17 protein-coding genes are annotated in these 23350 nt (G+C 67.5%); 10 read left to right on the top strand and 7 right to left on the bottom strand.

What is annotated here, in order from left to right; all coding sequences use genetic code 11:
* Positions 1–12 precede the first annotated feature (12 nt).
* Positions 13–1815, bottom strand: coding sequence for a DNA helicase RecQ (recQ, locus tag ACVOMC_RS09340; protein WP_481523714.1), 1803 nt, complete (start codon positions 1813–1815; stop codon positions 13–15).
* A 307-nt stretch (positions 1816–2122) separates the two neighbouring features.
* On the bottom strand, positions 2123–2671 hold the full coding sequence (locus tag ACVOMC_RS09335; protein WP_481523713.1) for a Dps family protein: 549 nt from the start codon (positions 2669–2671) through the stop codon (positions 2123–2125).
* 88 nt (positions 2672–2759) lie between these two features.
* On the opposite strand from ACVOMC_RS09335, the gene hrpA reads away from it, so the two are divergent.
* Positions 2760–6872 carry an ATP-dependent RNA helicase HrpA gene (hrpA, locus tag ACVOMC_RS09330; RefSeq protein WP_481523712.1) on the top strand — a complete coding sequence of 1371 codons (4113 nt, stop codon included), beginning with the start codon at positions 2760–2762 and terminating at the stop codon, positions 6870–6872.
* A gap of 19 nt (positions 6873–6891) precedes the next feature.
* Here hrpA and ACVOMC_RS09325 read toward each other — a convergent pair whose 3' ends face one another.
* On the bottom strand, positions 6892–7425 hold the full coding sequence (locus ACVOMC_RS09325) for a DUF4124 domain-containing protein (protein ID WP_481523766.1): 534 nt from the start codon (positions 7423–7425) through the stop codon (positions 6892–6894).
* A 98-nt stretch (positions 7426–7523) separates the two neighbouring features.
* Complete coding sequence (locus ACVOMC_RS09320; RefSeq protein ID WP_481523711.1) at positions 7524–8039, bottom strand: hypothetical protein; 516 nt, start codon at positions 8037–8039, stop codon at positions 7524–7526.
* Positions 8040–8093: 54 nt separating this feature from the next.
* Between ACVOMC_RS09320 and ACVOMC_RS09315 the strand changes: the two genes are divergently transcribed.
* Positions 8094–10259 carry a RelA/SpoT family protein gene (locus ACVOMC_RS09315; RefSeq protein WP_338062225.1) on the top strand — a complete coding sequence of 722 codons (2166 nt, stop codon included), beginning with the start codon at positions 8094–8096 and terminating at the stop codon, positions 10257–10259.
* A gap of 181 nt (positions 10260–10440) precedes the next feature.
* Positions 10441–11844 (top strand): hypothetical protein, encoded by a 1404-nt coding sequence (locus tag ACVOMC_RS09310; protein WP_481523765.1) that lies wholly within the window; start codon positions 10441–10443, stop codon positions 11842–11844.
* A gap of 27 nt (positions 11845–11871) precedes the next feature.
* Here ACVOMC_RS09310 and ACVOMC_RS09305 read toward each other — a convergent pair whose 3' ends face one another.
* The gene (locus ACVOMC_RS09305; protein ID WP_481523710.1) at positions 11872–13971 is read right to left on the bottom strand and encodes a glycosyltransferase; all 2100 of its coding nucleotides are present in this window, start codon (positions 13969–13971) and stop codon (positions 11872–11874) included.
* A gap of 96 nt (positions 13972–14067) precedes the next feature.
* On the opposite strand from ACVOMC_RS09305, the gene mrcB reads away from it, so the two are divergent.
* Genes mrcB through tsaB form a run of 4 tightly spaced genes read left to right on the top strand, consistent with a single transcriptional unit; the run spans position 14068 to position 19839 of the window.
* Positions 14068–16479, top strand: coding sequence for a penicillin-binding protein 1B (mrcB, locus tag ACVOMC_RS09300; RefSeq protein ID WP_481523709.1), 2412 nt, complete (start codon positions 14068–14070; stop codon positions 16477–16479).
* A gap of 17 nt (positions 16480–16496) precedes the next feature.
* Complete coding sequence (locus ACVOMC_RS09295; RefSeq protein WP_057505907.1) at positions 16497–17018, top strand: hypothetical protein; 522 nt, start codon at positions 16497–16499, stop codon at positions 17016–17018.
* 54 nt (positions 17019–17072) lie between these two features.
* On the top strand, positions 17073–19118 hold the full coding sequence (gene yoaA / locus ACVOMC_RS09290) for a DNA repair helicase YoaA (RefSeq protein ID WP_481523708.1): 2046 nt from the start codon (positions 17073–17075) through the stop codon (positions 19116–19118).
* 10 nt (positions 19119–19128) lie between these two features.
* The gene (tsaB, locus tag ACVOMC_RS09285; protein ID WP_481523707.1) at positions 19129–19839 is read left to right on the top strand and encodes a tRNA (adenosine(37)-N6)-threonylcarbamoyltransferase complex dimerization subunit type 1 TsaB; all 711 of its coding nucleotides are present in this window, start codon (positions 19129–19131) and stop codon (positions 19837–19839) included.
* 105 nt (positions 19840–19944) lie between these two features.
* Here tsaB and ACVOMC_RS09280 read toward each other — a convergent pair whose 3' ends face one another.
* Entirely contained in the window at positions 19945–20835 is an 891-nt protein-coding gene (locus ACVOMC_RS09280; protein ID WP_481523706.1) for a TonB family protein, read from the bottom strand.
* Positions 20835–21782, bottom strand: a complete 948-nt coding sequence (gene gshB / locus ACVOMC_RS09275) for a glutathione synthase (protein ID WP_057506283.1) — start codon at positions 21780–21782, stop codon at positions 20835–20837. The genes ACVOMC_RS09280 and gshB overlap by 1 nt, the downstream gene beginning before the upstream one ends.
* A gap of 253 nt (positions 21783–22035) precedes the next feature.
* On the opposite strand from gshB, the gene pilG reads away from it, so the two are divergent.
* From pilG to ACVOMC_RS09260, 3 genes are read left to right on the top strand one after another with little or no spacing between them, the layout of a single operon-like run.
* Positions 22036–22437: a twitching motility response regulator PilG gene (gene pilG, locus ACVOMC_RS09270; RefSeq protein WP_054658683.1), complete on the top strand. Its 402-nt coding sequence runs from the start codon at positions 22036–22038 to the stop codon at positions 22435–22437.
* Positions 22438–22454: 17 nt separating this feature from the next.
* Positions 22455–22817 carry a response regulator gene (locus ACVOMC_RS09265; protein ID WP_054658681.1) on the top strand — a complete coding sequence of 121 codons (363 nt, stop codon included), beginning with the start codon at positions 22455–22457 and terminating at the stop codon, positions 22815–22817.
* Positions 22817–23347: a chemotaxis protein CheW gene (locus ACVOMC_RS09260; protein WP_057506282.1), complete on the top strand. Its 531-nt coding sequence runs from the start codon at positions 22817–22819 to the stop codon at positions 23345–23347. Before ACVOMC_RS09265 ends, ACVOMC_RS09260 begins: the two co-directional genes overlap by 1 nt.
* Positions 23348–23350: the final 3 nt, after the last annotated feature.

Genomic DNA, 23350 nt, shown 5'->3' with positions numbered 1-23350 from the left:
TGCGCTGCCGCTTCAGCCCTGCTCGCGCACGATTTCAACCAGTCGCTCGCCATAACGGGCCAGCTTGCTGCCGCCGATGCCGCCGACCCGTGCCAGTTCGGCGACGCTGGTGGGCCGCTGCTCGGCGATGTTGCGCAGAGTGCTGTCATGGAAGATCACAAACGCCGGCACGTTCTGCTCCTTGGCCAGTTCCGCGCGCAGTCCACGCAGGGCCTGGAACAGCGCCAGATCCTGTGACTGGACCGGTACGCCGCTGCGGGCAGCGCCGCGGTCGCGATCGCGGCTGGCCGGACGCTCGCGCCGCATCATCATCTGCCGGCGGCCCTTGAGCACATCGCGGCTGGCGTCGGTCAGGCGCAGGCCACCGTGTGATTCCGGATCGACCTCCAGCAGGCTTGCGGCCACCAGCTGCCGGAATACACCGCGCCAGCTGCGGGCATCGAGGTCGCTGCCGATGCCGAAAGTGCTCAGCTGGTCGTGACCGAGCTGGCGGATACGTTCGTTGTCACTGCCGCGCAGGATGTCGATCAGGTGGCCGACCCCAAAGCGCTGGCCGCTGCGGTACACGCAACTGAGTGCCTTCTGCGCCGGTACGGTCGCATCCCACGCCGCCGGGGGGCTCAGGCAGTTGTCGCAGTTGCCGCAAGGCCGGGGATAGGTTTCGCCAAAACCGGCCAGCAGCACCTGGCGCCGGCATTGCATGGATTCGCAATAGCCCAGCAGATGGTCGAGCTTGGAGCGTTCCAGCGCCTTGCGCTCCTCGCCGGCTTCGGACTGCTCGATCATCTGCTTGAGCAGCACCACATCGCCCAGGCCGTAGCACAGCCATGCTTCGGCGGGCTCGCCATCACGGCCGGCGCGTCCGGTTTCCTGGTAATACCCCTCCATCGACTTGGGCAGATCGGTATGCGCGACGAAGCGCACGTCCGGTTTGTCGATGCCCATGCCGAAGGCGATGGTGGCGCACATCACGATGCCGTCTTCGCGCAGGAAACGGCGCTGGTTGTCGGCGCGGATGTCGGCCGGCATGCCGGCATGATAGGGCAGCGCCTGCAGGCCCTCGTTGCACAGGAACTGCGCGGTCTCCTCGACCTTGCGCCGCGACATGCAATAGACAATGCCGGCCTGGTCGCGATGTGCGCGCAGGAAATCCAGCAGCTGACGCTTGGCATTGTCCTTCTGCACCACGGTGTAACGGATATTGGGCCGGTCGAACGAGCTGACGAAGTGCCTGGCTGTGGTCAGATCCAGCCGCTCGGCGATCTCACGCTGGGTCGGCGGGTCGGCGGTGGCGGTCAGCGCGATGCGCGGTATCTGCGGCCAGCGCTCGTGCAGCACGGTCAGCTGCCGGTATTCAGGCCGGAAGTCGTGTCCCCACTGCGAGACGCAATGGGCCTCGTCAATGGCGAACAGGGCGATCCGGGCCCGACTCAGCAGTGACAGGAAACGCCCGGTCAATAGTCGCTCCGGTGCCACATACAGCAGCTGCAGCTGGCCTTCCAGCAGCTCGCGTTCCACCCGCGCGGCGGTTTCGGCATCCAGCGTGGAGTTCAGGAATTCCGCGTGCACGCCTGCCTGGCGCAGTGCTTCCACCTGGTCCTGCATCAGCGCGATCAACGGCGAGATGACGATCCCGCAACCCTCGCGCAGCAGTGCCGGGATCTGGTAGCACAGCGACTTGCCGCCGCCTGTGGGCATCAGCACCAGCGCGTCATGGCCGCTGGCGACGTGTTCGACGATGGCCTGCTGGTCGCCGCGGAAACTGTCGTAACCGAAAACGCTGGAAAGCAGTTCTTGCGCGGGACTCTGGGGCATCGGCGTAGTTTACCCGCTGCCGGATGCCAGCCGGGCGCCGTGTCAACGCAACGCTCAGCTTCGGGCGTCTCTACCGGGCAGGGCGCGTTGGGTGCGGCGCCACGCGTGGCACCCGCTACGGCACCGAGGGAGCCCCGTTGTGTGTGGCCGCGTCGGGGTCCGGCGGGAGGTCGGGCGTTGTGCAGTACAGCCCGCCCGTGTCACGGCGGGGGGGGGCGAACGCGGGAAACCGGGGGCTCGATCAATCGCGGGCCAAGGCTCCATGAATGGAACCTTGGATACCGCCGGGCGGCGCAGCCCGAAGCACTTACTGCAGCAGCGAGCGCAGCATCCAGGCGTATTTTTCATGGGTCTGCAGGCGCTGGGTCAGCAGGTCCTCACTGGGCGCATCGTCGGCTTTTCCGGCCTGTTCCAGCACCTTGCGCGCGGTGCGGCATACCGCCTCGTTGCCGGCCACCAGCTGCTGCACCATCTCGCGCCAGTCGGCGCTGTCCGTCAGTCCCGGCTCTTCGGGAATCGAGGTCAGTGCCACGAATTCGCGGTACGAACCGGGCGCATTGAAGCCCAGCGCGCGGATGCGCTCGGCGATCTCGTCCAGCGCCGTCCACTGTTCGGTGTACTGGGTTTCGAACATGGTGTGCAGCGAGTTGAACATCGACCCGGTGACGTTCCAGTGGAAGTTGTGGGTCTTCAGGTACAGCGTGTAGGCATCGGCAAGGAAGCGGGACAGGCCGTCGGCCACCTTCTTGCGATCGCTGTCGTTGATCCCGATATCGATATGCGGGGCCGACGGTGCGGCGGCGGCCAGCTTCTTCTTGCCGGCTTCTGGCTTGCTGCTGTTCTTGGCTTTGGCCATGACGCATTTCTCCTTGGCGGGTTGAATGGCTTCACAATAGCGCCCTTGGAACCATACCTGTAATTCACGTTTTCACATTGAACGATCGATGAGCGCTATCCAGAAAGACATTGCCGTGCGCCTGCGCGATGCCCGCAAGGCGATTGACGGGGCGATGAGCCGCGACCGCGGGCGCTTGCTGGGGTTGTGGTCGCGCTGGCAGGTCAAGCCGGGCGATGCCGGCGCCGAACAGGCGTTCACGCAGCTGCTTGAGCGCTCATCGGCGCAGCGCCAACAGCGCGCTGCCACGCACATCGCCATCACCATGGACGACGCGCTGCCCATAGCGCGTGAAGCCGAGCAGATCTCCGCGCTGATCCGCGCGCATCAGGTGGTGGTCATCGCTGGCGAAACCGGCTCGGGCAAGACCACCCAGCTGCCCAAGCTGTGCCTGGCGGCGGGCCGCGGTGAGGCCGGCATGATCGGCTGCACCCAGCCGCGCCGCATCGCCGCGCGGGCGGTGGCCTCGCGTGTGGCCGAGGAACTGGGTACCGAGCTGGGCTCGGTGGTCGGCTACCAGGTGCGCTTCACCGACAAGGTGGGCGAGGACAGCCGCATCAAGTTCATGACCGACGGTATTTTGCTGGCCGAGATCGCCTCGGATCGCTGGCTGTCGCGCTATGACACCCTGATCATCGACGAGGCGCACGAGCGCAGCCTCAATATCGATTTCCTGCTGGGCTATCTGAAGCAGTTGCTGCGCAAACGCCCGGACCTGAAACTGATTGTCACCTCGGCCACGATCGACACCGAGCGTTTCTCGCGGCATTTCGACGATGCGCCGGTGGTCAGCGTGGAAGGGCGTACCTATCCGGTGGAGGTGCGTTACCGGCCGCTGGAGGGCGGCGTGCGCGAAGATGACGCCGCTGACAGCCACAGTGACGGCGAGCGCAGCGTCAACCAGGCCATTGTCGCGGCCATCGACGAGATCACCCGCGCCGATCCGCGCGGCGACGTGCTGGTGTTCCTGCCCGGCGAGCGCGAGATCCGCGATGCGCACCAGGCGCTGGAACGGCGCAAGTACCGCGAAACCGAGGTGCTGCCGCTGTATGCGCGGCTCTCGGCCAAGGACCAGGACCGGGTGTTCAATCCCGGTCCGAAACGGCGGCTGGTGCTGACCACCAATGTCGCCGAAACCTCGCTGACCGTGCCGCGCATCCGCTACGTGGTCGATCCGGGCTACGCCCGCATCAAACGCTACAGCCCGCGGCAGAAGCTGGACCGGCTGCATATCGAGCCGGTTTCGCAGGCCAGTGCCAACCAGCGCAAGGGCCGCTGCGGGCGTGTTTCTGAAGGTGTCTGCTACCGGCTGTATGCCGAGGCCGACTTCCAGTCGCGCCCGGAGTTCACCGATCCGGAAATCCGCCGCTCGTCGCTGGCCGGGGTGATTCTGCGGATGCTGCAGCTGGGGCTGGGGCAGATCGAGGAGTTCCCGTTTCTGGAGGCGCCGGACGAGCGCGCGGTGGCCGATGGCTGGCAGCAGCTGGTCGAACTGGGCGCGGTCGATGGCGAGCGCAAGCTCACCGCGATCGGCCGGCAGATGGCCCGCCTGCCGGTCGACGTGAAACTGGCGCGGATGCTGGTGGCCGCACAGAAGAGCGGGTGCCTGCGGGAGATGCTGGTGATCGCCTCGTTCCTGGGCATCCAGGACCCGCGCGAGCGGCCACCCGAGGCGCGCGAAGCGGCCGACAACGCGCATGCGCTGTTTGCCGATGCGCGCTCGGAGTTCCTTGGCATCCTGCGCTTGTGGAATGCCTATCGCGACGCGCACGAAGAGCTCACCCAGTCCAAGCTGCGTGACTGGTGCGGGCGCCACTTCCTGGGCTTCCTGCGCATGCGCGAATGGCGCGAACTGCATCGGCAGTTGCGCCTGCTATGTGATGAGCTGGGCTGGGACAGCAGCCAGGGTGAGGAATTTGGCAAGGCACTGTTGTCGGCACCGCCGGCGCTGCCGGCCGGAGGCGATGCCGAAGCCAAGCGCAAGGCCATCCGTGGCGAGCAGCACAAGGCCGCACGCCTCGCACGGGAAGGCAAGACGGAGCCGCCGCGTGCCGCAGTGAAAAACAACGCGGCCGGCCCCGCTGCCAAGCTGCAGACCGTGATGACCACGGTTCCGGACAAAGCCCGTATCGCCGCCTATCAGACGCTGCATCGGGCCATCCTTTCCGGCCTGCCGACGCAGGTGGGCCATCGCACCGAGAAAGGGGATTTCCAGGCGCCGCGTCAGCGCCGTTTCCATCTGTTCCCCGGCTCGGCGCTGGCCAAGCGGCCGCCACCGTGGGTGCTCAGCGCCACGCTGCTCGATACACAGCGCATCTGGGGCATGACCAACGCTGCGATCGAGCCCGACTGGGTGATCGCCGAGTTGCCGCACCTGCTCGCCCGCAAGCATTTCGACCCGCACTGGTCGCGCGCGCAGGGGCAGGTGCTGGCCTCCGAACAGATCAGTCTGTTCGGGCTGGTACTGGCGCCGAAGAAGCCGGTGCACTACGGCCGCATCCATCCCGGTGAAGCGCACGATATTTTCGTGCGACAGGCGCTGGTGACCGGCGAGATCAACACCCGGGCCGGCTTCGTGGCCGACAACCTGAAGGTGCTGGAGCAGGCGCGCGAAGAAGAAGCCAAGTTGCGCCGCGCCGGCATCGTCGCCGATGAGGACTGGCAGGCACGCTGGTATCTGGACCGCATTCCTTCGGAGATCCATTCGGTCGCACTGCTCGACAGCTGGTGGAAAGCGCTGGCACCGGACAAGCGCCGAGGCCTGCAGTGGTCGCTGACCGATCTGCTGCCGGGCGAGGGCAGCGAGCAGGACCGCTATCCGAAATATTTCCCACTGGGCGATGCACGCCTGGCGATGCACTACCGGTTCGAGCCGGGCAGCGAGGACGATGGCGTCACCCTGGACGTACCGCTGCACCTGCTCAATGCGCTGGACCCGGCACGGCTGTCCTGGCTGGCCCCGGGCTTCGTCGCCGAAAAGGCCGCGGCGTTGATCCGCAGCCTGCCCAAGGCGATGCGCCGCAATTATGTGCCGGCACCGGATTTCGGCCGTGCCTTCTTCGAGGCGTGGCCGCAGCCGTCGCCCGACGATATCCGTGGCGAGCTGGCGCGGTTCCTGTCCAAGGCCACCGGCGCCAAGGTGGCGGCCACCGATTTCGATCTCGACGCACTGGAGCCGCATCTGCGCATGAATCTGCGCGTGTGCGATGAGCGCGGCAAGCTGCTGGGCATGTCGCGTGATCTGGAGGCGCTGCGTGCGCGTCTGGGCGAACGTGCCGGCACCGCGTTCGCCGCCCGTGCCGGCAAGGCCCTGGCGGCCGAAGGCCTGCGCGAGTTCCCGGCTACCCCCATTCCCGAGCAGGTGCCCGGCGAAGCCGGAGTGCCGGCGTATCCGGCGCTGGTCGATACCGGTGAATGCGCGGCGCTGCGCATCTTCGCCGACCGCAACGAGGCCCGTCTTGCCCATCCGCATGGGGTGCGCCGGCTGCTGGAAATCGCCCTGGCCGACAAGGTCAAACAGGCCCGCAAGCAGTTGCCGGTAGCGCCCAAGACGGGCTTGTTGTACGCGGCTATCGAGTCACAGGAACGACTGCGCGGCGATCTGGTCGATGCGGCCATGAACGCGGTGCTGGCGGACGGGCTGGGCGATATCCGCTCGCCGGAAGCCTTCGAGCTGCGCCGCGCCGATGCGGCCAAACGCCTGTTCGGCGAGGCGATGGAGCGGCTCAAGTTGGCCGAATCCATCCTCGGGCTGGTCGGTGAGTTGAAGCCGCAACTGGAAGCGCCGCTGATGGGCTGGGCGCGCGGAAATCTCGACGATATGGAACGGCAGCTGGCCGGGCTGATCCACGCCGGCTTCCTGCGGCAGACCCCAGCCGATGCGCTGGCCCAGTTCCCGCGCTATCTGAAGGCGATGATCCTGCGCGCCGAGCGCGCCAAGCGCGATCCGCCGCGCGACCAGGCGCGGATGCTGGAACTGAAGCCCTTCGTCGATGCGCTGGAAGATGCGCGCACCCAGGGGTTGGCGGAACGGCCGGAATGGGCCGCGCTGCGCTGGGATATCGAAGAGTTGCGGGTATCGCTGTTCGCCCAGGAGCTGGGTTTCCGTTCCGGCGTCTCCGCCAAAAAGCTGGCCCAGCGCGTGAGTGCGCTGCGCAGCTGAGCCGCCGCCTGGGCGCGGGTCAGCGCACAGGTGGCGGCGCCGGCCGGTGCCGTTCCGCGCAGCGGCGGCGGGCATCGTTCATCTGTGTATGCGCGTTGCCGTGCTCGCGCGTGATCGCCTGACGCAGGGTGCCCATGCGCGCGCGCAAGGCCTGTGTACGCTGCGGGTCGGTGGTGGCGGTCAACTGGTCGTTCAGCGTGGACAGCTGTTGCTGCAGCACGCTCACGCGGTCGTTGGAAGGTCCATAGATCGACGCGGTGACGTTGGCGATGCAGCTGCGCTCAGCGGCGCGTGCGGCTTCCTGCTCGGTGGCCGACGCCGTAGCGGCGGGTATGGCAGGCTGTGCTTCGCCCGTTGCGGCGGCTTCCGTTGTCGGAGCCGGGCCCGACGGCGCTGCGGGCGGCTCATCGCGCAGCTTCATCGGTTGCGCCCTGGCATCGCAGGGAGACTCCGAATAGGCCGTTTCCCCGGATTTCCCTTTGCACTTGTAGACCTGCGCCGCAGCGCTGGCCGGAATCAGGAGCAACAACAACGTCAGCACGATCACGGGCATGGTGGTCAACGGCGTCTTGAGAGCGGCAGGTGCCGAGGGGAAGATGGGGCTGAGCGGGACGCCCACTCGGCGCGTCCCTGATCGCGGCAGCAGCGGGACTACCTAGTGCGACGGACCTTGGCGCGGGTGTTCAGGCCATCGACCTGCAGGTACCAGACATTCATCAGTCCGGGGGTGATGCGCACCGTGGGTGCCTGTTTGCGGATGCCGCCGGCACTGGTGTCATCGGTCTGTTCCCAGACCTGGCCATTGTCCAGGGTGTATTGGCGGCCTTTGCCGAAGCCTCGGAACTCGCCTTCGAGCTGCGCCTGGATCGGCTCGTTCGAGCCGAAGGCCAGAAAGCCGAGGTTTTTAACGATCACTTCCTGGCGGCCCTCTTCGCGGGCGCTTTCCACGGCCGAGGCGGCGGCCTGTTCAACCTTGCCCTGCAACCAGTTGTTCAGCGCGTTGAGCTCGTCTGCGCTGAGCTTGTCCAGGCCGGCGGCCCTGAACTCGGCGGCGGACATCTGCTGCTGCAGGTCACCTTGGACCAGGCGCTGGGCGTGGGCGGAAAACAGCGGGACCAGCGACAGCGCGGTCACGGCAAACAGAACGGACAGGCGGGGCAGCTTCATGGACGATTGTTCCCGGAGAGGGTTGGGCGCTAGTGTAGGGGCAACTGCCCGTAATTGACTGCTGTGAACCGTTCCTCCTCCCTTGGCCTGGATGCGCTGCTGCAGCGCCCCTCTACCAGTGCGCTGGCCGCGCCCCTGCGACAGGCGCTGCTGGAACTCTGGCAGCAGCCCGATATCCCCACCGAGCCGCGCCTGCCATGGCCGGTACTGGGCGACACCCTGGATGCGCTGGCACTGCTCTCGGCCGATGAGGCGGTGATCATCGCTGCGCTGCTGTTCGATCTGCCGGGCCTGCGCGCGCAACTGGCGGCGTTGCCGCTGGGAGCCTCGGCGGCAGCAGTCAACGGCCTGCTGGAAGGACAGGATGCCGCCGACCAGGTCTGGGCGCTGCACGCCGGTCGCGATGCCGGACGCAACAGCGAGGGCCTGCGCCGGCTGCTGCTGTCGATCATCCATGACCTGCGCGTGGTGCCGATCCTGCTGTCGCGGCAGCTGGCGTGCATGCGCGCGGCCGACAAATTGCCCGATGCGCAACGGCGTGCGCTGGCGCAGCTGACCCGAGACATCCACGCGCCACTGGCCAACCGCCTGGGTATCTGGCAGCTGAAGTGGGAGCTGGAGGACCTGGCGTTCCGTTTCCTCGATCCGGAAACCTACCGGCATATCGCGCGCGAGGTGGATGAAACCCGCATCGCGCGCGAGCGCTACGTCGAGACGGTCAAGAAGAAGCTGTCGGCGGCACTGGCCGAGCAGGGCATCGCCGCCGAAGTCAGCGGGCGGCCGAAACACATCTACAGCATCTGGCGGAAGATGCAGAAAAAGCAGCTGGCCTTCGAGCAGCTGTACGACCTGCGTGCGGTACGGGTGATGGTCGACGATGTGGGCGCCTGCTATGCCACCCTGGGCGTGGTGCACGCGTTGTGGACGCCGATTCCCAGCGAGTTCGACGACTACATCGCCCGGCCCAAGGCCAACGACTACCGCTCGCTGCACACCGCGGTGATCGGCCCGGAAGGGCGCACCATCGAGGTGCAGATCCGTACCCACGAGATGCATGCGCAGGCCGAGCTGGGCGTGGCCGCGCACTGGAAGTACAAGGAAGGCGGCAAGGGCGCGGAGAAGGCATTCGACCGCAAGATCACCTGGATGCGGCAGTTGCTGGAGCAGGCGCAGGATGCGGCCCATCCGGAGGATCTGGCCGGCGCGCTGGATGCGGAGCTGATCGAGGACCGGGTGTACGCGCTGAGCCCCAAGGGCGAGGTGATGGATCTGCCGGCCGGAGCGACGCCGCTGGATTTCGCCTACCACGTGCACACCATGGTCGGACACCGCTGCCGCGGCGCCAAGGTCAACGGCCGCATCGTGCCGTTGACCTATCGGCTGCGCAGCGGCGACCGGGTGGAGATCCTGACCGGCAAGGAGGCCGATCCGCGCCGCGACTGGCTGCTGGCGTCCAATGGCTATCTGGCCAGCAACCGCTCGCGCGAGAAGGTGCGCGGCTGGTTCCACAAGCTCGATCGGGCCCGCAACGTGCAGGCCGGCCGCGAACTGCTGGACAAGGAACTCAAACGCCTTGGCCTGCAGCAGGCGGACCTGATGGTGGCGGCGAAGAAGTTCCATGCCGACAGCGTGGAGGATCTTTACATCCAGGTGGCGCTGGGTGACACCGGCCCCAGCCAGGTCAGTCGGGCGTTGCTGGAGGCCGAGCGGGCGGCATCGCAGCCGGCGGTGCCGGTCATGCCGCGCCCGACCGCACGCCGCGACAGCCTTGGCAAATCCGACTTCACCGTACAGGGCGTGGGCAACCTGCTGGTGCAGCTGGCGCGGTGCTGCCAGCCGGTGGCCGGCGAGCCGATTGCCGGCTATCTCACCCAGAGCCGCGGTGTCACTGTGCATCGTATGGACTGCGCGGCGTTGGCACGCTTGAGTGGCGCGCATCCGGAGCGGGTGTTGCCGGTGGAGTGGGGGCGCGCCGGTTCCGGTTATGAGGTTGATGTGCTGGTACGGGCGGCCGATCGCCGCTGGCTGCTCAAAGACATCACCAACCTCATCGCACAGGAAGATGCCTACGTGCTCAACATCAATAGCGACAACGTGCGCGACAGTGGCCGGATACAGCTGCGCCTGCGACTGAAGGTCAGTGATTACGGCCAGTTGTCCACCCTGCTCGGCAAGCTCGATGCGTTGCCGGGGGTCAGCGAGGCGCGCCGACTGGGTTGAAGCAAGCTCAAGCCGGTAAGCTGATCGGATGGGAAACAGTTGGCAACGCTTCAGGGAGTGGTCGGAAACCGTTGGCGACCGGTTGCGGCTGTACGTGCGCTGGTGGGTGGCCCGTGGCTGGAGCAGCCCGCGCGCCTGGCGTTCGATCGCGGTGGGCGTGGCGGTACTGGCGCTGCTGCTGATGCTCGTGCGGCAACCGTTGGCCGACTGGCTGTGGCCGGAAACGAAAATCCAGCAGCTGCTCGATGAAGGTGAACGCGCGCTGGCCGAAGGCCGTCTGAGCGCGCCTGATGGCAGCGGCGCACGTGAACGCTTCCAGGCCGCCGCCGCCTTGGATCCGGACCGTCGCGATGTCCAGGACGCGCTGGGGCGCACCGGACAGGCGGCATTGCAGCAGGCCCGGCATCACCTCGCCGCAGGCGACTATGACGCAGCCCGATCGGCACTGGCGCTGGCGCGGCAACTGCAGTTGCCGGAGAGGGAGATCGAAACAATCGCCACCGCGTTGCAGCGTGTGAAGCACGATGGCGACGGCGTGGAGCGGTTGTTGCAGCAGGCGCAGGCCGCGCAAGCGCAGGGGCGGCTGGATGAGGGCCGGGACAGTGCCTTGCCGCTGTATCAACAGGTGTTGGCAATCCAGCCTGACCGGATGCAGGCGCTGGAAGGACGCGAGGATGCGCTTTCGGATCTGCTGCTGCAGGCCAAGTATCTGGCCCGCCAAGGCAAGGTGGAGGATGCCGCGCAGCGGTTGTACCGGGTGGAGGAATTCGATCCGGGGCACTACGACCTGCCCTCGGCGCGTGCGGTGCTCAGCGGTGCCCTGGAGCAGGCCCGGCGCAAAGCCGAACGCGATTTCGCGCGCGGGCGTCTACAAGCGGCGGCCGCAGGCTTGCGGCAGGTGCTGGCGGCCTCGCCGGCCGATGAGGCCGCGCGGCAGGGGCTGCATCGCATCGCGCGTGCGCAGGCGGCCGAAGCGGTGCGTCTGGCTGGCGACTTCCATTTCGACGATGCCGAACAGGCGCTGGCACACGCGCGTGCATTGGCGCCGGGGATTGTCGAGATCACCACGGCCGAACAGGCACTGGCACGCGCCAGGGCCGCGCAGCGATCAATGGACTCCTCCGTGCCTGCCGCCCGGCGCGAGCGTCAGTTGCGCGTCCTGCTGGCGCAACTGGAGCAGGCCGAGGCGCAGGGACAGTGGTTGCTGCCACCGGGCAACAGCGCCTACGACCGGTTCAAGGCCGCCCAGGCGCTGGCCCCGCGCGATCCGCGGGTGCGGCAGGCGGCGGCACGCATTCTTCCGGCGGCGCGCGCGTGTCTGGAAGACAACCTGCGCGGCAACCGGCTGCGCGCGGCCCGCACCTGCCTGGACGCCTGGCAGGCACTGGCGCCGGGCGACGTGGGACTGGCCGCGGCACGCCGGCGGTTGGCGCAGCGCTGGATCGCGGTGGGCAGCGAGCGGCTCGGGGCCGGGGATGCGGCCTTCGCGGTGCAGGCATTGGCGCAGGCCCGCGAGGTCGATCCGGCAACGCCGGAGATCAACGCATTCGCCGAACGCCTGCGCGGCGTGCAGCCACTGCGTTGAACGGTGCCGGTGGAGTCCGGAGACCGCTCAGGCCAGGAAGACGCGCTCGACCGTGACGCGCGCGGCATCCAGCGAAAAATGCTGCGCGATATTGCGCAGGCTGTTGTTGGACAGCTGCTGCCATAGCGCCTGGTCGCCATACAGGCGCACCACTGCGGCGGCAAACTCGCGCGCACCATCGGCCACCAGTACATCTTCGCCGTCACGCAGATACATGCCCTCCACCGCGCAGGTCGTGGCCACCACCGGCTGGCCATGGGCCATGCTCAGGTTGATCTTGCCCTTCACGCCGGCGCCGAAGCGCAGCGGCGCTACCGAGATCCTGCCGCCGCTCATGTACGGCGCCACATCCGGCACATAGCCATGCACGTGCACTCCCGGACAGGTGGCGGCCAGCGCATGGATCTGCGCCGGGACATCGGCACCGATGCAGTGGAAATCCACCTCGGGCAACTGTTCGCGGATCAGCGGGAATACCTCGCCGATAAACCACTGCATCGCATCCAGATTCGGTGGATGGCGGAAGCCGCCGACGAAGACCAGATCGCGGCGCTGGCTCCAGTCCAGGCCATGGCCAGCCACCTCATGCAGGTTGGACAGCAGTTCGACCTTGACCTGGGGCGCATCGGTGGCGAGCTGTTTTCTCTCCGCATCGCTGACCAGCAAGGTCACGTCGGTGGCCGCCATCACCGCCAGTTCGCTGGCGCGGGTGCGTTCGGCGCTGCGCACCAGGCGCAGATCCCGCGCCAGTTCGGCGCCACGTCGCTCGCGCAGGTAATGCAAGTCCACCGTGTCGAACACCGTGCGCGCCTGTGGCGCGAAGCGCTTCACCAGTGGCAGGCACTCGTGGGCGAGGTGGTAGCGCACCAGCATCACCACCGCGAAGCGCCCCCCATGGCGCTGCAGCCAGCTGCCTACGCCTTTCAGAAACGGTGCATGCCAGACTTCCACACCCAAGGCCTGCAACGCCTCGGTGGCCTTGCCGCCGTGCTCGCCACGGGTTGGAACAAAGACCACGTGTGCACCGCCGGCCAGCAGCATACGGATCAGATTGAACTGGCGCAGCGAGGCCGAGTCGCGGTCGGGCTGCGGTACCGATTCGTCCAAGATCAGGATCTGCCGCTGCCCGCGGTGCAGCAGGGCCGGTGAAGGAACGCTTCCGACCGGCAGCTGCCCGCGCAGGGCGTCGCGCCACTTGTCCGCGAACACCTTCTGGTTGCGCACCTGGTAGGCCTTTACGCCGCTGCCGGTATCGGTACCGTTGCTGGTGCCTTCGTCATGCACGACACGGCTGGCCGGCTGCACCAGGACGCGGTACCCGGCCGCGCGGACCTGGAAGGCCAGGTCGGTATCTTCGTAATAGGCCGGCGCGTAGCGGCTATCCAGGCCACCCAGTTGCTCGAACAGCGCGCGCGGCAATGCCAGCGTCGCACCCGAGCAGTAGTCGGCATCGCGCAGGCTGATGTAGCGGGGGTCTTCGGCCGATTCGAAGCGGCCATAGCTCCAGCAGCTGCCGTCATCGAAGACCACGCCGCCGGATTCCTGCAACCGTCCATCCGGATACAGCAGCTGGGCGCCGACCAGACCGGCCTCGGGCACGGTCTGGAACGTGGTCATCAGTGCATCCAGCCAGCCGGGTTGCGGCACCGTATCGTTGTTCAGCAGCACCACGTACTGCCCGCGGCTCAGCCGCAGGCCATCGTTGCAGGCCGCGATGAACCCTCCGTTCTGAGCGCGCACGTGATACCGCAGGCCATCGATCTGCGGCATCCAGTCAGCGGTTTCATCGCTGCTGCCATCGTCGATCACCAGGATCTCGCAGGGGGTTGCCGGCGGATGGGCGGCCAGCGCGCGCAGGCAGGCCAGGGTGTGCCGGCAGTGGTTGTAGACCGGAATGACGATGCTGGCGACGGGCTGGTCGCTGGCAGGGACGGTGAACGGTGCAAATGGGACTGTGGCGGGGGCGAACAGCGGTTCCCGGCGTGGCGCGGGTTGACGACGGGTATGCACCCCGACCCGGTGCAGTGTGGCCTTCCAGCCACGGGTACGCAGGCTGGCCAGACCGCGGCGGATCAGGCCGATGACGCGATTGATGTGGTAGCGCGCATCGGCCAGGGACATCGACATTCCGTTGGAACTCCAGCTTAAGCAGGGAAGGGTGTATCGCCGCGCCGCAGGACATGGCTGCGTTAGACTCGCCTCAACCTACATTCTCGCATTCCTGTGCCACGACGCTACGATTCCGACATGCTGGACGACGATACCGGCGGCAATGGTCCCCTGTGGCGCCAGCGCCTGATCACCTGGGGAATGGCGGCAGTCGCGCTGGGCCTGGGTTTCCTTATTCCCTATACGGCGTATCTGAACACCCAGGTGACGCAGCGCTTCGGCGAGCTGCGCTGGCAGATTCCCACCCGCGTCTACGCGCGACCGCTGGTGCTCAGCCCTGGCCTGGCGATGAATGCCAACACGCTCAAGACCGAGCTGGCCGCGTCCGGCTACCGGGATGACGGCGCGGGCACCAGCCCGGGCACCTACCGGGTGGAGGGCGGCAGTTTCCGCATTTCCAGCCGCGGCTATGTGGATGTGGACGGCCGCGTGGCGCCACGCCAGGTGACGGTGGCGGTATCCGGCGGGCAGGTGGCATCGCTGCGCGAGGCCGATACGCGCAAGGCGCTGAAGGTGGCGCGGCTGGATCCGGCGCGGATCGCCACGTTGTACGGTCAGAAGCAGGAAGAGCGCCGGCTGGTGCGCCTGGCCGATGCGCCGGAGCTGCTGGTCACTGGCCTGCAGGCGGTGGAAGACCGTGATTTCAACCGCCATCACGGTATCGATATCAGCGGCATCATCCGCGCGGTCTGGGTGATGGTGCGTTCCGGCGGACAGAGCCGGCAGGGGGCCAGCACGCTGACCCAGCAGCTGGCCCGCAGCGGCCTGCTCGGAATCGGCAAGGAGCAGACGCTCACCCGCAAGTTCAACGAGGTGCTGTACGCGCTGATCATGGAGGCGCGCTATGACAAGGCCACGATCCTGGAGGCCTACCTCAACCAGGTCTACCTGGGCCAGCGCGGCAGCCAGGCCATCCATGGCGTGTCCTCCGGTGCCGAGTTCTGGTTCGGCCGCGATCTCGGTTCGCTGACCACCGAGCAGGTGGCGTTGCTGATCGGGCTGGTGAAGGGGCCGTCCTATTACGATCCGCGCCGCAATCCCGAGCGCGCGCTGGATCGACGCAACTTCGTGCTGGGTAAGCTGCACGAAAGCCAGCTGATCGACGATGCCGAATACCAGCGTGCGCTGAAGGCACCGCTGGGCGTGTCCAAGACTCCGGGTATCGCCGCCGCCAACCGGTTCCCGGCCTACATCGACCTGGTGCGTCGCCAGCTGGGCAACGACTACCCGGAAAGCGTGCTGCAGGGCGCTGGGTTGAACGTGTTCACCGGCATGTCGCCCTCGGCGCAGGCCTATGCCGAAGGTGCCGTGGGCCACACGATCAAGTCGCTGGAAAACAAGCGCCGTCCCGAATTGCAGGCCGGGCTGGTGGTCACCGATGTGCACAACGGTGACGTGCTGGCGGTGGTCGGCAGCCGCGACGTGTCCGAACCGGGCTTCAACCGCGCCATCGAGGCGCACCGTCCGGTCGGCTCGCTGCTCAAGCCGTTCGTCTACCTGCTGGCATTGGCGCAGCCGGACCGTTTTTCGCTGGCCAGCTGGGTGGATGACTCCCCGGTGACGGTGAAGCTCAGCCGCGGCCGCAACTGGACGCCGAACAATTCCGACAACCGCAGCCATGGCACGGTGCGGTTGATCGATGCGCTGGCCCGCTCCTACAACCAGGCCACGGTGCGGATCGGTATGCAGGTCGGGCCGGAGCGGTTGACCCAGCTGATCCACGTGCTGGCCGGGCTCAAGGCCGACTCCAATCCGTCGGTGATCCTGGGCGCGACCGACCAGAGCCCGTATGGCATGGCCCAGCTGTACCAGTTCCTGGCCTCCGGCGGCGAGATCCAGCCGCTGCATGCGGTGCGCGGTGTGGTCGATGCGCAGGGCAAGCTGCTCAAACGTTACGACAAGAGCCCGGCGCCCGCCCAGGAAGGCGACTCCATCGCCGCCAACCTGATCAGCGTGGGGCTGCAGCAGGTGGTGTCCAGCGGTACCGCTGCCGGGCTCAATGCCGACGGACTGGGGCGGCTGCATCCGGCGGGCAAGACCGGTACCTCCAACGATGGCCGTGACAGCTGGTATGCCGGTTACACCGGTGACCATCTGGCGGTGATCTGGATGGGCAACGACCAGAACGAGCAGACCGGCCTGTACGGCGCCTCGGGCGCGATGCGGGTGTGGTCGGGCATCTTCCGCAACCTGCCCAGCGCCGCGTTGCGGGTGAGCAACAAGGGGCTGGATTGGCATTACGTGGAAGCCGAAGGCAGCAACGCTACCGACGAGGGCTGCCCGGGGGCCCGTCGCTTCCCGTTCGTGGCCGGATTCGCGCCGCAGTACGTGCCCTGCACCGTGCCGGAAGCGGCGCCTCCTGCCGAAGAGCAGGCGCAAAGCGGTGGTTGGCGCAGCTGGTTCGGGCTCGACCGCAAGGAGCCGGAGCCGGCCTCCACGCCCGCTTCAGAAACGCCTGCGCGATAATGATGACCATGAATGGCATGTCTTTGATCCGCTCTGTACTGGTTGTTTCGGCGACCTCCCTGCTGCTCAGCGCCTGTGTGAGCGCGCCCTCGGCGCCGCCGGTGCCGCTCGACACCACCACGCCGGCGCAGCGATTGGCGGCGGTGGAGGCCGCGGCCGGCGTCGATGACACCGAGCTGTCGGTGCAGCCGCTGCGTGATCCGCAGGTCGATGACCTGCGCGAGGCGGCCATCGCCCAGCGCAAGGCCGGTGATCTGGCCGCTGCGGCCGAGACCTTGAACCAGGCGCTGCTGCATGTGGACAACGATCCGGGCATCCTCCAGGAGCGCGCTGAAGTGGCGCTGCTGCAGGGCGACTGGGTGCGCGCCGAGACCCTGGCCAAGAAGGCGGTGGACCTGGGCTCGCGTACCGGCCCGCTGTGCCGTCGGCACTGGGCCACGATCGAACAGGCCCGTCTGGCCCGCGCCGAAAAGGAAAACGCGGTGTCCGCGCATGCGCAGATTGAAGGCTGCACGGTGCCGGGGATCAAGCGCTACTGATCCGGCTGCCGATTCCGGCCGCGCCGGGGTTGGCTGCCGGTTGGCGTACCCACCATGTCCGATCTGGTCCACCGCAGTTGCCAAGCGCTCGATGAGGGCGGCGATCTGGCGCGCCAGATCGACGCGTTCGTGCCGCGCCCGGCGCAGCTGCGCCTGACCGGCGCCATCGCCGACGCATTCGAGCAGCGCGATGTGCTGCTGGCCGAGGCCGGCACCGGTACCGGCAAGACCTTCGCCTATCTGGTGCCCGCGCTGCTGTCCGGGCTGAAGACGATCATCTCCACCGGTACCCGCGCGCTGCAGGACCAGCTCTATCACCGCGACCTGCCGCGGGTGCGTGCGGCGCTGGGGGTGGGCCATCGCGCGGCGCTGCTGAAGGGGCGGGCCAACTATCTGTGCCGCTACCGGCTCGACCAGGCGCGCGGCGAGCCGCGTTTCAGCAGCCCCGAGCAGGTGGCGCAGTTCCAGCGGGTACTGGCCTGGTCCGGGCGCACCCAGTACGGCGACATGGCCGAGCTGGACGGGCTGGCCGACGATTCGCCGCTGCTGCCGATGGTCACCTCCACCGTCGACAACTGCCTGGGGACGGACTGCCCGTTCTGGACCGACTGTTTCGTCGTGCGCGCGCGGCAGCGGGCGCAGGAGGCCGACCTGGTGGTGGTCAACCACCACCTGCTCCTGGCCGATCTGGCGCTCAAGCAGGAGGGCTTCGGCGAAATCCTGCCCGGCGCGCAGGCGTTCGTGATCGACGAGGCCCACCAGCTGCCGGAACTGGCGGCCAATTTCTTCGGCGAAGGATTCGGCATGCGACCGTGGCAGGAGCTGGCGCGCGACTGCCTGGCCGAATGCCGCAGCGTGGCCGGTGCGCAGGCCACCCTGCAGCAGCCGGCGGCGACGCTGGAGCTGGCCTTGCGTGAGCTGCGCAGTGCAATGGAGGACCTGCCACCGCGTGGTACCCGCTGGCGGGCGCTGGCCCAGCCCGAGGTCGCCGAGGGCTTCGATGCACTGGCCGCGGCGCTGGCGCAGCTGCGCGATGCGCTGGCGCTGGTGCGCGAAACCTCGCCGGGTCTGGATGCCTGTCACGCGCGTGCGCAGGAGGGGGTCTCACGGCTGGCGCGCTGGCTGGGCGAGGACCTGCCACTGTTCGATTTCGAAGCCGATCCTGCCGAGGATGCGCAGGCGCCGGCCGATGACAACGACGTGCTCTGGTACGAGTTGACCCCGCGCGGCTTCCGCTGCCAGCGCACGCCGATGGATGTGTCCGGACCGCTGCGCGAGCACCGCCAGCGCTCGCTGGCGGCGTGGGTGTTCACTTCGGCCACGCTGACCGTGGATGGCGGGTTCGCCCATCTGGCCAGCCGGCTGGGGCTGGAGGATCCGGACTCGCTGGTCCAGCCCAGTCCGTTCGACTGGCAACAGCAGGCGCTGTGCTATCTGCCAAAGCAGCTGCCGGATCCGGCGGCGCGTGGCTATGGCGCGGCGTTGATCGCAACGCTGCGGCCAGTGCTGGAGGCCTCGCAGGGGCGGGCGTTCCTGCTGTTTTCCTCGCACCGCGCGCTGCGCGAGGCAGCCGAGGCGCTGCGTTGCGGGCCGTGGCCGCTGTTCGTGCAGGGCGAGGCGCCGCGCGCCAGTCTGTTGCAGCGTTTCCGTGAGTCGGGCAATGGCGTGCTGCTTGGCTCGGCCAGTTTCCGCGAGGGCGTGGATGTGACCGGCGATGCGCTGAGCGTGGTGGTGATCGACAAGCTGCCCTTCGCCGCGCCCGATGATCCGGTGTTCGAGGCGCGGCTGGAAGCGATCCGCCGCAGCGGCGGCAATCCGTTCCGCGATGAGCAGTTGCCGCAGGCGGTGATCGCGCTCAAGCAGGGCGTGGGGCGGCTGATCCGCAGCGAGACCGATCGTGGGGTGCTGGTGCTGTGCGACCCGCGGCTGCTGTCACGCGGCTACGGCCGGGTGTTCCTCGATTCGTTGCCGCCGTTCCGCCGCACCCGCGAGCTGGCCGATGTGCAGGCGTTCTTTGCGCGACAATGGGCGCCGGACACGCCGCCCGGGCCATCCGTCGATGACGACGGGACCGCCGCGCCCCCGTTCTCCCTTTCCTGATGTTGATGCCATGAAGCTGCTCGCCTTTGAAACCGCCACCGAAGCCTGTTCCGTCGCACTGCATGTGGATGGACGGGTACTGGAGCGGTTTGAAGTGGCGCCGCGCCGGCACGCCGAGTTGAGCCTGCCGTGGGCCGAACAGCTGCTGGCCGAAGCCGGTCTTGTCCGCAGTCAGCTCGACGGCATTGCGCTGAGCCGCGGCCCGGGCGCGTTCACCGGGGTGCGGCTGGCGATCGCCATTGCCCAGGGCATCGCCCTGGCGCTGGACCGTCCGCTGCTGCCGGTGTCGACCCTGCAGACGTTGGCGTTGCGCGCACCGCACACTGCGCCGCGGGTGCTGGCCTGCATCGACGCGCGCATGGGCGAGCTCTACAGCGCCAGCTACCTGCGCGATGCGGCCGGCGACCTGGTGTTGCAGGAACACGAGCGGCTGCTGGCACCGGACGCGGTGGATGTGCCCGGTGAGGCTTCGGACTGGGCCGGTGTCGGCAGCGGATTCGCCGCCGGTGAGGGTGTGCTGGCCAACCGCCTGCAGTCGCGGCTGGCTTTGGTGGATGCGCAGGCGCTGCCGCGCGCGGCCGATGTGCTGCAGATCGCGGTACCGATGATGGCCCGCGGCGAAGGCATCGCTCCGGAGCTGGTGCAGCCGGCCTATCTGCGCGACAACGTCGCGCTGACCCTGATCGAGCAGCAGGCGCTGCGGGCCTCCAGGCAGAGCTGAGTCACGCTGCGCGGTGGATGTCCTGCGCCCGCGCGCGTGTCGTAATGGGTTTGTTGATCCTCCGGCGCTGGCCTGCCTGCGGTGGATCTGGCCGGGCCGGTTGTTTCAGCGGTCGTCGTGCAGCTCGCCGCCGGGCAGGAACACCCAGGTGCGGGTGACCTGCAGGATGTCGATGTTGTCGTCGGTTTTCGGCAATGCCGGGAAGGGTTTGGCCAGCTCGATCACGCGCAGCGCGGCGGCATCGAGCAGCGGCACGCCACTGCTGCGCAGGATGCGGCTGCTTTCCACGCTGCCATCGCGGCGCACCCCGACGGTGATCACCACCTGTCCACCGAGCCGGCGCTGGCGGGCTTCATCGGGATAGTTCAGGTTGCCCACCCGCTCGGCGCGATCCACCCACGCCCGCAGGTAATTGGCATAGGCGTACTCGCGGGTGCTGGCCGAGACGAATTTGCGGTTCGGGCGTTTGGCGTACTGCTCCGAGCGCAGGTGCACCTCGGCCGCCAGTCGGGCCATTTCCGCATCGCGCTGCTCGCGTGCGCTCATCGGCGCATTGCTGTCCGGGCGATCGGGCAGTGGCTGCGACTGCACCTCGGCAACGCGGTCCTTTCCCTGCTCGCTGGTGATCACCCGGGCCTGCGGCGGCGGTGGGGTGGCTGCGCTTTGCGCCTGCAGCGGTACCGGCGCCAGGCCGTTCTGGGCCTGCGGCACGATACCGGCCTGCGCGTCGCGCGGGCGTTGTGCGGTGTCGTGATCGCCGCCGCCCTGCTGGTTGGCCTGGGCCAGGAAGTCGGCCTGTTTGGGCGTCAATGGCGTGCTGGTCTGGCTGAAGATGACATCCAGTGTCGGCACCAGCGGCGCGTTGTCGCTCACGGCAAAGCCCACGCCGAGAAGCAGCAGGCCGTGCACCAGCGCCGACAGCACCAGGGTGGCGGTCAGGCGCTGCTGCTCGGTGACGCGGGGGGCGGCGGGCAGGGCGGCGGTACTGGCGCTCATCAAGCGATGCCGGCCTCGATCGCGTCGAACAGCTGGCCGGCGATGTTCAGCCCGAACTGGGCGTCGAGCTCGCGCACGCAGGTGGGACTGGTGACGTTGACTTCGGTCAGATAGTCGCCAATCACATCCAGACCCACAAAACGCATGCCGCGGCGCTTCATTTCCGGGCCGACCTGGGCGGCGATCCAGCGGTCGCGCTCGCTCAGCGGGCGGCCTTCGCCGCGGCCACCGGCGGCCAGGTTGCCGCGGAACTCGTCACCCTGCGGAATGCGGGCCAGGCAGTAGTCCACTGGTTCGCCATCGACCAGCAGGATGCGTTTGTCGCCGGCGCTGATATCGGGGATGAAGCGCTGCGCCAGGGCCAGATGGCGGCCGCCGTCGGTGAGCGTTTCCAGGATGACATTCAGATTCGGGTCGCCGGTGCCGCTGCGGAAGATCGAACGTCCGCCCATGCCATCCAGCGGCTTGAGCACCGCCTGCCCGTGCTCCAGCACGAAGGCCTTCAGTTCGGCCGCATCGCGGCTGACCAGCGTCGGCGGGCAGCACTGCGGGAACAGCAGCGCGGCCAGTTTTTCGTTGAAGTCGCGCAGGCCCTGCGGATCGTTGACCACCAGCGCACCAGCGCTCTGGGCGAGGCTCAGGATCTGGGTGTCGTAGAGATATTCGCCATCGAACGGAGGGTCCTTGCGCATCAGCACCAGCTGGCCGGGGCCAAACGCCAGGGGCGCGAACCCGCCCAGGGTAAACCAGTCGGCCTTGTCATCGCGCACCTGCAGCGGCGCAACATGGGCCACGGCCTTGCCCGCGTGCAGTGACAGGCCGCCCGGGCGTACGTAGTGCAACCGGTGGCCACGGCGCTGGGCTTCCAGCAGCATGGCGAAGGTGGTGTCCTTGGCGATCTTGATATGGGCGATGGGGTCCATCACCACGATGACGTCGAGCGGCATGAATTCAAACCTTGCAGATCAGCGCACGATGGTAGCGGGTTCGTCCCTGGGGCGCCCAGTCCGAAGCGCGCGCAAGGACGCTAGAATGGCTGAATAGCGCTGCGCAACAACCGTGACGGCCTTCACGCCAGACGTTCCGTCGCCCCCGGCATTGCGGCGGTGCTTGACAGTTCGCGGCGGTATTGGGATATAGATCGCTTTCGCAACCGCTTCACAATCTGGTGACGCGTTGCGTGCTCGGGGAAACAAAGCAATGGTTGAAAATATGACTGCGGGTGGGGAACTCGCAGGTTTGAGGGTCATGGTCATCGATGATTCGAAGACCATCCGCCGCACCGCCGAAACGCTGCTCAAGCGTGAAGGCTGCGAGGTAGTGACTGCGACCGACGGTTTCGAGGCCTTGGCCAAGATCGCCGACCAGCAGCCGCAGATCATCTTTGTCGACATCATGATGCCGCGGTTGGACGGCTACCAGACCTGTGCCCTGATCAAGGGCAATCAGCTGTTCAAGTCGACCCCCGTGATCATGCTTTCATCCAAAGACGGCCTGTTTGACAAAGCCCGTGGGCGCATCGTCGGCTCCGAGCAATACCTCACCAAGCCCTTCACACGCGACGAACTACTGGGTGCCATCCGCACATACGTCAACGCCTGACCAGGGGGAAAGGCACAATGGCTCGAATTCTGTTGATCGAGGACTCACCGACCGATCGGGCGGTGTTTACGCAATGGCTTGAAAAGGCCGGACATGAGGTCTTGACGGCGGACAACGCCGAAGACGGCCTGCAACTGGCCAAGAGCCAGGTGCCGCAGCTGGTGCTGATGGACGTGGTGCTGCCGGGGATGAGTGGCTTCCAGGCCACCCGCGCGCTGTCGCGTGATGCGACCACCCGCGATATCCCGGTGTTGATTGTCAGCACCAAGAGCATGGAAACCGACATGGCGTGGGGTATGCGCCAGGGGGCGACCGACTACATCGTCAAACCGCCGCGCGAGGACGACCTGATCGCGCGGATCAACAAACTGGTGGGCTGATGCGTTCTCCATTCGACATCCTCGAGGCTTACGAGCGCCGCAGCTTGGCGCATGCGGTGCAGTTGCCGGAGCGCGAGTTTTCGCAGGATGTCTGGCGCGGGGTGGGTTACCGCGTCGGCAGCCGGCGTCTGGTGTCCGACTTCCGTGAAGTGGTGGAAATCGTGCCGATGCCGCCGGTCACACCGGTGCCGGGCGCGCAACCGTGGCTGCTGGGAGTGGGTAACCTGCGCGGGACGCTGTTTCCGGTAGTGGACCTGAAGTATTTCCTGGAAGGCGAGCGCACCGTGCTGCAGGAGGGCCACCGCGTGCTGATCATGCGGCAGGCTGGCGGTGACGTTGCGCTGAGCATTGATGAGCTCTACGGGCAGCGCAGTTTCCAGGGGGCGCAGCAGGTGCCGGCCGGCGACATCGCCCAGGGACGCTATGCGCATTTCGTTGAACGCGCGTTCCACGACGGCGGTCACGACTGGGGTGTCTTCTCGCTGTCGGTGCTTTCGCGCACTCCCGAATTCCGGCAAGCCGCCGCCTGACCG

It is taken from the genome of Stenotrophomonas sp. STEN014, assembly GCF_056760315.1.
This window is presented reverse-complemented; position numbering and strand designations above follow the sequence as displayed.

Coding starts and splice junctions, on each gene's coding strand:
- recQ (WP_481523714.1), bottom strand. CDS start 1,815: ATGCCCCAGAGTCCCGCGCAAGAACTGCTTTCCAGCGTTTTCGGTTAC.
- ACVOMC_RS09335 (WP_481523713.1), bottom strand. CDS start 2,671: ATGGCCAAAGCCAAGAACAGCAGCAAGCCAGAAGCCGGCAAGAAGAAG.
- hrpA (WP_481523712.1), top strand. CDS start 2,760: ATGAGCGCTATCCAGAAAGACATTGCCGTGCGCCTGCGCGATGCCCGC.
- ACVOMC_RS09325 (WP_481523766.1), bottom strand. CDS start 7,425: ATGCCCGTGATCGTGCTGACGTTGTTGTTGCTCCTGATTCCGGCCAGC.
- ACVOMC_RS09320 (WP_481523711.1), bottom strand. CDS start 8,039: ATGAAGCTGCCCCGCCTGTCCGTTCTGTTTGCCGTGACCGCGCTGTCG.
- ACVOMC_RS09310 (WP_481523765.1), top strand. CDS start 10,441: ATGCTCGTGCGGCAACCGTTGGCCGACTGGCTGTGGCCGGAAACGAAA.
- ACVOMC_RS09305 (WP_481523710.1), bottom strand. CDS start 13,971: ATGTCGATGTCCCTGGCCGATGCGCGCTACCACATCAATCGCGTCATC.
- ACVOMC_RS09295 (WP_057505907.1), top strand. CDS start 16,497: ATGTCTTTGATCCGCTCTGTACTGGTTGTTTCGGCGACCTCCCTGCTG.
- yoaA (WP_481523708.1), top strand. CDS start 17,073: ATGTCCGATCTGGTCCACCGCAGTTGCCAAGCGCTCGATGAGGGCGGC.
- tsaB (WP_481523707.1), top strand. CDS start 19,129: ATGAAGCTGCTCGCCTTTGAAACCGCCACCGAAGCCTGTTCCGTCGCA.
- ACVOMC_RS09280 (WP_481523706.1), bottom strand. CDS start 20,835: ATGAGCGCCAGTACCGCCGCCCTGCCCGCCGCCCCCCGCGTCACCGAG.
- gshB (WP_057506283.1), bottom strand. CDS start 21,782: ATGCCGCTCGACGTCATCGTGGTGATGGACCCCATCGCCCATATCAAG.
- pilG (WP_054658683.1), top strand. CDS start 22,036: ATGGTTGAAAATATGACTGCGGGTGGGGAACTCGCAGGTTTGAGGGTC.
- ACVOMC_RS09265 (WP_054658681.1), top strand. CDS start 22,455: ATGGCTCGAATTCTGTTGATCGAGGACTCACCGACCGATCGGGCGGTG.
- ACVOMC_RS09260 (WP_057506282.1), top strand. CDS start 22,817: ATGCGTTCTCCATTCGACATCCTCGAGGCTTACGAGCGCCGCAGCTTG.